Raw genomic sequence first — 1833 nt, 5'->3', positions numbered from 1 at the left:
TCGCCGAGGCGGCGGGCTTCGGCGAGGTCCTCGACGCGATGCGTTGAGCACGCTCTCGGGCCGGGCGGCGTACGACGCCTGGATGCGGCTCGCCCTCGACGAGGCGGCCCTCGCGCCGACCACCGGGGACGTGCCGGTGGGGGCCGTGGTCCTCTCGCCCGCCGGGGACGTGATCGGCGCGGGCCGCAACGCCCGCGAGGCCGACGGCGACCCCACTGCCCACGCCGAGGTGCTGGCGATCCGGGACGCCGCCCGCCTCGTGGGCGAGTGGCGGCTGTCCGGGTGCACGCTCGTCGTCACGCTCGAGCCGTGCACCATGTGCGCCGGCGCGATCGTGCTGTCACGCGTGTCCCGGCTGGTGTTCGGGGCCTACGACGAGAAGGCCGGCGCCGTCGGGTCGCTCTGGGACGTCGTACGCGACCGCCGGCTCAACTCCCGCCCCGAGGTCGTCGGCGGCGTGCTCGAGGCCGAGTGCGGCGAGCTGCTGCGGGCGTTCTTCCTGGCCCAGCGGGCGGCCGGGCTGCCCAGCTCGGGCGTGTCCGAGGTGCCGCCCGAGGCGGCGGGCGAGCCGTCGCTCGGAGGCCCTCGCGAGGAGGGCTGAGCACGGGCCGCGGGGGAGCCGCTATGCTTCTTCGCGGTGGCGTGTCCGAGCGGCCTAAGGAGCACGCCTCGAAAGCGTGTGAGGGTGCAAGCCCTCCGTGGGTTCAAATCCCACCGCCACCGCCGAAGGCTGCCGACGGAAGTCGGGCGGCTTTGCCGACGAAGGTCGGTGCGGCCCGGGTCACGCGTCCGAGGATGCGGGATCCGGGCCTTTCTGTTTCACCTGTGGCTCTGTTCTCCCTGTGGCCGTGGGCGCTTGTCGAGCCGGCCGCCGAAGACCGAGCGGTGCGACGAGGCCCTCCGCGCGCGTCCGGGCTGCCTCCACGAACGGGCGAGGACCGCGTCCCGTTCGGCCCGGCTCAGCATCCCGGCCGCCGTTCGTACATGTGTTCGACCCGTGCGATCCTCCTCGGGTGGCAGGCGGCATGGGGTGGAAGCGTGGCCCGACGCTGGCTGCCCGCGCCGCGCAGGCGCGCGCCTCCGTCGTCCCACCGAGCACGCCGACGGTGCGACCGGTGCACTGCTGGGTCTCCGACCCACCCGGGCATCCCGGCACCTGGCCGGGCCTGCTCATCGCTCGCCAGCGGGGTTCGGCCGGTGATCGCTGGCGCGGTCGGGTCGTCTACGTCGTGGATGCGTACGAGGAGCCGGTGCTCGTGGAGGCCTGGCTCGACTTCGGATGCCTGCGACCGGTGTAGGAGGCGGGCGTTGGCTTCCCGACCGAACCGAAGAGTGCGCCGAAGCTCTCTGTCCTGATGTGAAACGACGCATGAGCCACTTCTCGGGCTTTCGACCGATCCTGCCCGCTGCTACTGCCATCGGCGCTCTTGCGCTCCTGCTTCCAACGCCGGCCCACGCCGATGCCCCCGCCGCCCCTGCTGCTGGTGCCACCGTCGTGGCGTCGGTGCGACTGTCCACGCCGGACACCTCGCTCGTGGGGACGCAGACCACTGTCCTGACGGTCGAGGCCCGGCTGCAGAACCCGCAGGGCGTCCGACCTGTTGCCGGGTCGTGGGACGACGGAAGTGGCTCCGCCACGTGTCCGTGCTTGTTCCTCGCACCCGGGACAGGGGGCCGGTACCCGCGCGTCGCCCCCCAGGCGAACAATTCCCGTGCGGTGCCGCTGACGCTGGTCTCGGGCACCCCCGAGGACGGCATCTGGCGCGGGACCACGCGGCTCGGCGCGATCAACGCGGGTATCTGGCGGCCTCGCTCGATCTACACCGAGGACCT

2 protein-coding genes and 1 tRNA gene are annotated in these 1833 nt (G+C 73.1%); all 3 read left to right on the top strand.

All coding sequences use genetic code 11. The features are described from left to right. The first annotated feature begins 43 nt into the window (after positions 1-43). The 3 genes from tadA (at position 44) to G9H71_RS22465 (ending at position 1298) form a co-directional block, all read left to right on the top strand. Positions 44-601, top strand: coding sequence for a tRNA adenosine(34) deaminase TadA (gene tadA, locus G9H71_RS22475; RefSeq protein ID WP_231135332.1), 558 nt, complete (start codon positions 44-46; stop codon positions 599-601). A gap of 35 nt (positions 602-636) precedes the next feature. Beyond that, positions 637-723: transfer RNA gene (locus tag G9H71_RS22470), tRNA-Ser, on the top strand. A 290-nt stretch (positions 724-1013) separates the two neighbouring features. Beyond that, positions 1014-1298, top strand: a complete 285-nt coding sequence (locus G9H71_RS22465; RefSeq protein ID WP_231135331.1) for a hypothetical protein — start codon at positions 1014-1016, stop codon at positions 1296-1298. Positions 1299-1833 lie beyond the last annotated feature (535 nt).

Origin of the sequence: Motilibacter deserti, from assembly GCF_011250635.1 — a bacterium.
Classification (GTDB): domain Bacteria; phylum Actinomycetota; class Actinomycetes; order Motilibacterales; family Motilibacteraceae; genus Motilibacter_A; species Motilibacter_A deserti.
Note: the sequence above shows the minus strand (reverse complement) of the source record. Positions and strands in the feature narration are given on the sequence as shown.